The following is a 7,882-nucleotide window of genomic DNA, read 5'->3' as shown; positions in this document are numbered from 1 at the left end:
TTTACCGAAATAAACAATAGCAAAAGGGGCTGTCCGACTTTTTGGACAGCCCCTTTTTATTTAAACTCAAAATCTCTATTTTGCAGATTCTGCAAGTTGAGCCTTTTTCTGCTTTCTTCCCATAATCTCGTATGCAACCGGAACAGCAACAAATAAAGTAGAGAAAGTTCCGACTATAACACCCAACAACATGGCAAATGTAAAGCTTCGAATTGTATCGCCACCCAAAATAAATATACAAAGTAATACGATTGCCGTACTTAACGATGTACTGATGGTACGAGCTAAAGTACTATTCAAAGCCTCATTAATCACAAGATATCTGTCCCGTTTCGGATAAATACCGATCACCTCTCTTACACGGTCAAATACCACCACTTTATCATTTACAGAATACCCGATCACCGTCAAAATAGCAGCAATAAACGATTGGTCTATCTCCATAGAGAACGGCAATAAACCGTAAAATAAAGAATAGAATGAAATAATGATTACAGTATCGAATGCCAAAGAAACCAACGTTCCGGCACTGAAAGAAATATCCCGGAATCGAAGCAATATGTAAAGTGCAATAGCGATCAATGAAAGTATCACAGCCCATATAGCACCGATTGTTATATCCTCTGCAATACTCGGACCTACTTTCTGAATACTCATTATATTATCCGATTTAAACTGATCCAGAGTCTTATCGCCCAACATACCCTTCAATCCGTCATATAACTTGGTTTCTATTTCTTTATCGATTGCATCGTCATTCTCTGCAATACGATAGTTAGTCGAAATACGCACTTGGTTTTCACCACCGATAGTAATTACCGATAAAGAACTACCTTCAAAATACGGTTTCAACAAATTAGCGACTTCTTGAGTATTTACAGGTTCTTGGAAACGTACCACATAATTACGACCTCCCGAGAAGTCAATACCTTTACTAAGACCCTTTATACCAAAAGAGATAACTCCGATGACAACCAATACGGCACAAACGATATAACCGGTTTTACGAGCTCCGAGGAAGTTAATTTTCGGATGTGTCAACCAATTCTTTGTAAGAGATGTCGTAAAAGTAAGGTGTTTAAACCAATTCTTTTCCAATCCGCGTTCATAAATCAAACGAGTCAGGAACACAGCAGTAAAGAACGACATGGCAATACCGATCATCAAAGTCGTAGCAAAACCTTTAATAGGACCTGTTCCGAAGAAGAACAAAATCAAACCGGTAATCAAAGATGTCAAGTTAGAGTCGAAGATTGCGGAGAACGCATTCTTATAACCATCGGTAATCGCATTTTTAAGATTTTTACCTAAACGGAGCTCTTCTTTCGCACGTTCATAGATCAACACGTTAGCATCTACCGCAATACCCAAAGACAATACCAACCCGGCAATACCCGAGAGTGTAAGCACGGCTTGGAAAGAAGCAAGAATACCCATAGTAAAAAACATATTGAGTACCAAACCGAGATTAGCAACCAATCCGGGAGTTACACCGTACATACTGATCATATAAACCATCAACAGAACCAAGGCGAAGATAAACGATATGATACCGCTCTGAATTGCCTCTTGCCCCAATGACGGACCGATAATGTCTTCTTGAACGATCTTTACACTTGCCGCCATTTTTCCGGATTTCAATACATTCGCAAGGTCCTTTGCTTCCTCCGGAGTAAAGTTTCCTGAAATTTGAGAATTTCCTCCTGAAATTTCAGTATTTACTACCGGGAACGAATATACTTGATCATCCAAAACAATTGCCACGCAACGTCCGATGTTTTCACGAGTCAACTGTTCCCAGATTTTAGAACCTTCTGCATTCATAGACATACTCACCACTGCAGAATTCGTCATCCGATCGAAATCTTCGCGAGCATCGGTAATCACATCTCCTTCCAAAGGAGGACGACCGCCGTTCGTAGCTTTCAACGCAACTAATTGAAAATATTGTTCTTTCTCGTCAATAGGCTTCACCGTCCATTTAAATACGATATTGGCAGGTAATAGCTCGCGGACTTGACGCATTGCCAAATATTTATTTACGGCAGCCGTATCATTTACATGAGCGATACCTACAGCCGGTCCATTACCGATAGCTCCTTCCTGAGAGACATTAGGATTAAGGCGAGCAAACAACGGGTTTTGTTTTTTCCACACATTGATATTTTGTTGCTCGTCGCTCTTATTCATATCTTTTATTTTCTGAGTCAGACTATCTTTCAATGAAGTCGTCGCCGTTACAGCAGTAGAATCCTGAGACTCGACAATTGTAGAATCCGCTTTAGAAGAAGTATCTTCCGACTGATTTTCCAAACGGGCAAGCAACTCGTTTGCACTTGCCAATTTATTGAAAAACTCATTCAGATTATAAGTTTCCCAAAATTCGAGGTTAGCACTTCCTTGAAGAAGTTTACGAACACGTTCCGGTTCTTTTACACCCGGAAGTTCAACCAAAATACGACCGTCCTTTTCAAGACGCTGAATATTGGGAGCAACAACTCCGAAGCGGTCAATACGTGTACGAAGTACATTGAACGAGTTATCTATCGCACTATTCAACTCTTCCCGTAAAACAGCTACCACTTCATCATTCGTCGCATTGGGAGTAATCTTATCTTTCAATTGATAAGTACTGAAAATAGCAGCCAATCGAATATTAGGGTCCAGCTTTTTGTATTCATTTACAAAAGCGGATAAGAAATCTTTATTATCTGCCTGGTTGGCAGTAGCATTTGCCAGCGCTTTATTAAAATTAACATCCGTGTTGTTATTTGATAATGATCTCAACACATCAGCCACAGAGATTTGCAACGTTACGTTCATACCTCCTTTTAGGTCCAACCCCAGACCGATCTCCATCTCACGGCACTGCTTAAAAGTATAATATCCTAAATATACCTTTTCAGTCGCAATAGAATCGATATATTGCTTATACTTCATTGCATCTCCGTTAGCATACTCTTCGGCCTTTTTCGTATAATGCCGTGTTACAAATGAAAAAGAAATGTAAAAGAGACATACCAACGTGAGTAATACCGCAAAAACTCTTATAAAACCTTTGTTTTGCATGTGATAATTACTTTATGATTTTTAGATTAATTGATTTTTCCTGTTTTTAATAAGGTGCAAATATATGTTTTTTTTCTATTCCGATAGCAAAATGTTTGATTAATTTGCACTTGACACCGTTAATATCTGTCATATCAAAGAAAAAACAATCGCCGAATGATACTTTTTTGTATCTTTACCCTTTTAAAACAAGCGATACAGATGATGCCGGATAGAACTAAATGGCTACTATATGCAAGAAATTTTATATTGACCGCTTTTGCTGCGGCATTTATACTCTCTTGTGCCAACATTGCACGACCGACCGGAGGCCCGATAGACACAACCCCTCCCGTATTTGTCAAAAGCAATCCGAAACCCAATCAGCTCAATTTCAATAAAAACAAAATAGAAATCGAGTTCGATGAAATAGTGCAAGTGGATAAACCGACCGAAAAAGTCATTGTCTCTCCTGCACAAAAAAACATACCGCAAATACAAACATCGGGACGCAAAGTTATCGTAGAATTACAAGATTCATTGATTCCGAATACCACTTATACAATCGACTTCTCAGATGCCATATCAGACAATAACGAAAGAAATCCGCTATACAATTTCAGTTTCTCTTTCGCCACAGGAAATTCGATAGACACACTGCAAATAGGCGGTGTATTACTGAATGCAGAAAATTTAGAACCGGTAACAGGGATGCTTGTCGGCTTACATTCAAACTTGAACGATTCCGCATTTACCAAAACTCCGATGCAAAGAATCGCCAAGTCTGATGCATACGGACGATTTTCCATAAAAAACATCGGAGCCGGAACATATCGCATATATGGACTGAACGATGCAAACCGGGATTACAAATTCGATAATCCATCCGAAGACATTGCGTTTATGGATAGTACCGTGACACCGACGGTAGAGATGGTGATGCATACAGATACAATATGGGCAGACAGTACGACAATCGACACGATAAAAATGGTAACTCTCCCCCACTTCTATCCTAATAATATTATTCTAAAAGTTTTTAACGAACAATTCAAATCTCGCTATTTAGAAAAGTTCGAACGGGCAAACAGAAACAGATTTTCTCTCATTTTTTCAGCGCCTGACGATTCGCTTCCGGTATTGACTCCTCTGAATTTTCAACAAGAAGATTGGGCTATCGTCGAGAAAAACCAGACAAATGACACACTTCTATACTGGATTAAAGATTCGCTCATTTACAATATGGATACTTTACAATTTACAGCAAACTATAAAAGAACCGACTCTTTACGGCAACTCACACCATTTCAAGACACACTTAATTTAGTATTTCGAGAAAGAAAAAAACCTGTTCGAAAAAGCAGAAAAGATAAAAAAGACGAAGAACAAGTCCCGGAGATCGAGTTTATGAAAATAACACCGCAATTCTCTTCTATCGTGAACATATACGATAAACTTAATTTTGCATTCGATCAACCGCTCGACTCCATAAAAGAAGAAAGCCTCAGATTAGAATTAAAAGTCGACACGATATGGACTCCTGTAAACGATTATACATTTTACCAAGACAGCCTGAAACACAGAGTTTTTTCACTAAAGACCAAATGGAAACCGGGAGGCGAATACAGGGTCTCTCTCGATTCCCTTGCTGCCGTCAGTATTTATGGAAATCCGAGTAACAGACTTTCCCAATCATTCAAAGTAAAGACAGTTGAAGAATATTCCAATTTTTATATAGAAACTTTAGGCATAAAAGACTCTGCATTTGTAGAGCTGCTAAACTCAAGCGACCAACCGGTACGCAAATCACCGGTTAAAGACGGAGGTGCAGAATTTATATATGTAGATCCGGGGACATACTATATTCGTTTAATAAAAGATCGGAATGGAAATGGGAAATTCGACACCGGCAACTTTGCAGAAAAACGACAGCCCGAAGAAGTTTTTTACTACCCTACGTCCATCGATCTAAAAGCCAATTGGGACGTAGAACAGACATGGGATGTCTATGCTCTGCCGCTGGATAAACAAAAACCGCTGGATATAACCAAGAATAAACCTAAAGACGAAAAAAAGGATGATTCTCAAAATGATAATAAAGAAGAAGGACCTGTATATTCCAACCGACCCTCAGGAGCGATCACACCCCGAAGTCAAGGCTCTTACCGTTAGCCTGTTAATAATACTTCTTGCACTTTGTATTCCAAAAGGATCAGCTCAATGTCCTGTCAAATGGGACTTCAAAAAAGAATCTCTTCCGTATGATGTCATATATCAATGGGGATTTATCTGGAAACGTGCAGCAGAAGCCAGTCTGGATATAGATATCATCCGTTCCCAAAACGGAACGGAATACTATAAATCATTATTAACTGCTCGCACTTTGGCTTTTGCCGACCGTATTTTCAGAGTCCGGGACACACTTGTTTCCATCATGTATAAAGACGGACTTATACCACACTATTACGCAAAAATTTCAGATGAAGACCGAACTTACCGTAAAGACGTAACAAAATACAGTTATTCTAACGGCATCTGCACCGGAAACATCACTCTATACAGACCCAAACGAAACGCAATAGAAGATTATCTCATTACATCAAGCAATTGCTCTTATGACATGCTCAGTGTATTTTATTATCTACGCACAATAGATTTTTCAACAAAAAATATAGGAGACCGTATAAACGTAGATATTTTCACCGGAAATCATATAGAACATCTTTCTGCCGAATATTTAGGCAGAACAGTCCTTGATTTGAAAAAAACACCCTTCGGAGCTTATAAGATCAAATTACACTTTTCTGACAATAAAGGGGAAAAAGTAAGTGATAATATTACGGCATGGATCAGCGATGACTCACGGAGAATTCCCCTTCAAGTAGAAGGAAAACTCGCAATAGGTTCTCTAAAAGCGATATATACAGGTAAATAAAAAAGCCTTTACCGTCTGGAAAAGGCTTTTTCACACATAAATTAGTACGACCTAAGAACAATGTTTGCTGTAATTCAAATTCTTCGATACAAAAATAATATCGGAATAATACAGCCACAATACCCACATTCGGTGAAAAAACAAGAAATCATTACCCATAAATAGGTATATCCACATTGTTTAAACGGAAACTAAAAATCAACAGCAGTAACGATAACCACCCGATTCCACTTATCCTGTTCATAAGGCTGGGCATCCGCCCCTACTCCTTGAACCTCGATCCGTTTACGGTCTATGTTATATTTCTTTACTAAAATATCCTTAACTGAGATTCCACGTTTTGTCGAGAGTTTCAAATTATATTGAGGCGTACCGGTTTGCTGGTCGGCATAACCGGCAAGACGGATTTTTGCTTCGGGATAATCATTCATAAATTTTGCGATATTGACAAACGTGATCTCCTGTCCCTGCATCGGCATAGTCCTGTTTATATCGAAAAGAATCGACCCCAACATGACAGGCTCGTTAGATCTTGCCGGAACTTCCTCGCGCACTTTAACTTCTTTATTTATAAAGACCGTGTCGTTCACCGTTCTTATAACCTCGACCTTTCTTGCTGCAGCTTCCGGATTAAGAATCTGCACATAACGCACTTTTCTCGATCCTCTTACCGCCCGGTGTTTACGTCTTGCCGCATTTTCCGCCACTGCAAAACCCCGGCTTCCGAAATTATAAGTTACCCCAAGCGTAACGGCACAATTGCTTTCATACATTCCTCCCGTAATACGTCCGTCAAACTGATCGGGGAATAATGCGCTTTGAACCTCCAGATTCACATCAAATCCCTTCGGCAATTTATATTTTCCCATCAAAGAAAAATTGGTAGAGATAACATTCGTTTTCGGAGTCCCCTTATAAGCAAAAGCATGAGCATATCCGATCCCCGCAGCCGGAATGATGTCCCACTTCCGTTCAGGCTTATACCCTCCTATCAGATTAGCAAGACTTACCTGAAAATCGACATGCATATTCATATAACGTAAATAATGACGGTAACTACCATCAGGACGTATTACGCTTTCATTTCTTACCGGGTCATTAGAGCCGTAAACAAGTCCGTTATTCAAAGGATTTCCCAAATACAACCCGTTTGTCGTGCTATTTCCGTTAAAACTATAACCCTGCAGTTGAAAACGAGCCCCCCAATAAGGAGAAAACCATTTACCACCCGCCAATGAAATAGACGGTGTAATACGGTCTCCGAAACTGAGTTTCGATGCATCTGCAGAAAACAATACCTGAGCACCGACTCCCATCTCGATATACCAATTAGAACGGATATCCGATCTATTTCCCTTAGTTTGAGCAACAGTATTCAAGAAACAAAGAGAAGATAATGCACACACAATAATATATTTATTCATTTTTTTCATGATTATTTTTACCTTATCAGATTATTGAATTATGTTCAGCACCAACATTTCAGGCGCATCTGCCGTACCATAAATGGCATCCGGTTCGAACGACAAATTCGCGTCAGTCGCATACATATACTGGTTTCGCGTATTATAATAACGGAACGACACCTTCGATGTCTCTTCCGGAGTTCCCTTTATCGTAATAAAAAAGGCATTATCTATAAGCTGACCTACACCCCTACACTCGTCATTTACAAAAGCTGCAATCTGATCATCCGACTGAAAATAAGGTTGTAAGTTCTCCGGCAACACAACAACGGCTGTCATACTCACCGAATATTTCGCATCATCTACCTGCCAAACCGGAGCGGGAAATGTCGTATAAACCTCTTCTTCTTTACAACTTCCCAAGCAAATGGTAAGAGTAAATAAAAGCATGCAATATTTTACTATTTTTTTCATATTTACTATATTAAGCTGT

5 protein-coding genes are annotated in these 7,882 nt (G+C 39.3%); 2 read left to right on the top strand and 3 right to left on the bottom strand.

Features of this window, described 5'->3' with window-relative positions:
• Positions 1-75: 75 nt before the first annotated feature.
• The gene (gene secDF, locus Q0093_RS11760) at positions 76-3,069 is read right to left on the bottom strand and encodes a protein translocase subunit SecDF (RefSeq protein WP_297930668.1); all 2,994 of its coding nucleotides are present in this window, start codon (positions 3,067-3,069) and stop codon (positions 76-78) included.
• A 156-nt stretch (positions 3,070-3,225) separates the two neighbouring features.
• Between secDF and Q0093_RS11755 the strand changes: the two genes are divergently transcribed.
• Positions 3,226-5,220: an Ig-like domain-containing protein gene (locus Q0093_RS11755; protein ID WP_297930665.1), complete on the top strand. Its 1,995-nt coding sequence runs from the start codon at positions 3,226-3,228 to the stop codon at positions 5,218-5,220.
• On the top strand, positions 5,138-5,983 hold the full coding sequence (locus tag Q0093_RS11750) for a DUF3108 domain-containing protein (protein WP_294178222.1): 846 nt from the start codon (positions 5,138-5,140) through the stop codon (positions 5,981-5,983). The genes Q0093_RS11755 and Q0093_RS11750 overlap by 83 nt, the downstream gene beginning before the upstream one ends.
• A 191-nt stretch (positions 5,984-6,174) precedes the next feature.
• Here Q0093_RS11750 and Q0093_RS11745 read toward each other — a convergent pair whose 3' ends face one another.
• Both Q0093_RS11745 and Q0093_RS11740 read right to left on the bottom strand, forming a co-directional pair.
• A complete protein-coding gene (locus Q0093_RS11745) occupies positions 6,175-7,416 on the bottom strand; it encodes an OmpA family protein (RefSeq protein WP_297930663.1) in 1,242 nt (413 codons plus the stop codon).
• A 21-nt stretch (positions 7,417-7,437) separates the two neighbouring features.
• Entirely contained in the window at positions 7,438-7,863 is a 426-nt protein-coding gene (locus tag Q0093_RS11740) for a hypothetical protein (protein ID WP_294178219.1), read from the bottom strand.
• Between the last annotated feature and the right edge of the window lie 19 nt (positions 7,864-7,882).

The sequence above is a fragment of the uncultured Coprobacter sp. genome (genome assembly GCF_947855755.1).
Classification (GTDB): Bacteria; Bacteroidota; Bacteroidia; order Bacteroidales; family Coprobacteraceae; genus Coprobacter.
The sequence above is the reverse complement of the archived record's forward strand: the minus strand, read 5'-3'. Positions and strand labels throughout refer to the sequence as shown.

Bases quoted from the DNA above. Each gene is read 5' to 3' on its own strand.
- secDF (WP_297930668.1), bottom strand. From the start codon at position 3,069: ATGCAAAACAAAGGTTTTATAAGAGTTTTTGCGGTATTACTCACGTTG.
- Q0093_RS11755 (WP_297930665.1), top strand. From the start codon at position 3,226: ATGATACTTTTTTGTATCTTTACCCTTTTAAAACAAGCGATACAGATG.
- Q0093_RS11750 (WP_294178222.1), top strand. From the start codon at position 5,138: ATGATAATAAAGAAGAAGGACCTGTATATTCCAACCGACCCTCAGGAG.
- Q0093_RS11745 (WP_297930663.1), bottom strand. From the start codon at position 7,416: ATGAAAAAAATGAATAAATATATTATTGTGTGTGCATTATCTTCTCTT.
- Q0093_RS11740 (WP_294178219.1), bottom strand. From the start codon at position 7,863: ATGAAAAAAATAGTAAAATATTGCATGCTTTTATTTACTCTTACCATT.